Here is a 1,045-nt window from a genome sequence, read left to right as displayed (position 1 = left end):
CCCCGACGTCGACACTGCTGCCGGTGGTGCTGTCGAGCCAGTAGCGCTGGTGCTGGAATGCGTAGGTGGGTAGTTGCACGGTATGTCCGGCTGGTGTCAGTCGGGACCAGTCGACTGCGATGCCGGCGACCCATGCTTCGCCCAGTGAGGTGAGCAGCCGTCGGGCACCGCCTTCGCCCCGGCGCAGTGTGCCGCAGACGGCATGCCGGGTGCCGGTGGCCTCCAGGGTCTCCTGGACGCCGACGGTGAGTACTGGGTGCGCGCTGACCTCGATGAACGCGTCGTGGCCCCGGCGTGTCAGCTCGCGTACGGTTTCCTCGAAGCGCACGGTCTGTCGCAGGTTGCGGTACCAGTAGTCGGCGTCGAGTGTGGTGGTGTCGAGGAGTCCGCCGGTGACGGTGGAGTAGAAGGGCACCTTGCCCGGCAGGGGGGAGACATCGGTGAGGACGTTGCGGAGTTCTTCCTCTGCCTGTTCCACGAAGACGGAGTGTGAGGCGTAGTCGACGGCGATGCGCCGTACTCGGATTCCGTCGTGTTCGAGTGTGCTCGCGAATTCGTCCAGTGCGTCGAGGTGTCCGCAGACCACGCTTGACGAGGGGCCGTTGACGGCTGCGAGGGACAGGCGTCCTTCCCATGGTGTGAGGCGTTCTCGCACTGTGTCGGAGGCGAGCGTGACCGAGGCCATGGCGCCTTTGCCTGCGAGCAGGCGGCCGATGACCGTGCTGCGCAGTGCGACCACGCGTGCGCCGTCGCGCAGCGTCAGGGCGTCGGCCACCACCGCGGCGGCGATCTCGCCCTGGGAGTGGCCCACCACCGCGGCCGGCTGCACTCCGCAGGCCTGCCAGAGTGCGGCCAGGGACACCATTACTGCCCAGAGCACCGGCTGCACCACGTCGACGCGGTTCGACAGTTCCTCGTTGCCGCTTCGCAGAATCTCCAGCAGGTCCCAGTCCACGAATTCGTTCAGTGCTTCGCTGCAGGCGAGCATGGAGTCCGCGAACACCGGCGACGAGTCCAGCAGCTCCACTGCCATCCCCGCCCACTG

The 1,045-nt window shown here is 67.5% G+C and carries 1 protein-coding gene; it reads right to left on the bottom strand.

Annotation, left to right across the window (positions count from 1 at the left end; genetic code table 11):
* Window positions 1-1,033 (bottom strand): acyltransferase domain-containing protein (locus tag IE258_RS40660; protein ID WP_229892788.1); only part of this gene is annotated, 1,033 nt, incomplete at its 3' end.
* Window positions 1,034-1,045: the final 12 nt, after the last annotated feature.

The organism is Streptomyces tendae (assembly GCF_014650435.1).
Taxonomy (GTDB): Bacteria; Actinomycetota; Actinomycetes; order Streptomycetales; family Streptomycetaceae; genus Streptomyces; species Streptomyces tendae.
Note: the sequence above shows the minus strand (reverse complement) of the source record. Positions and strands in the feature narration are given on the sequence as shown.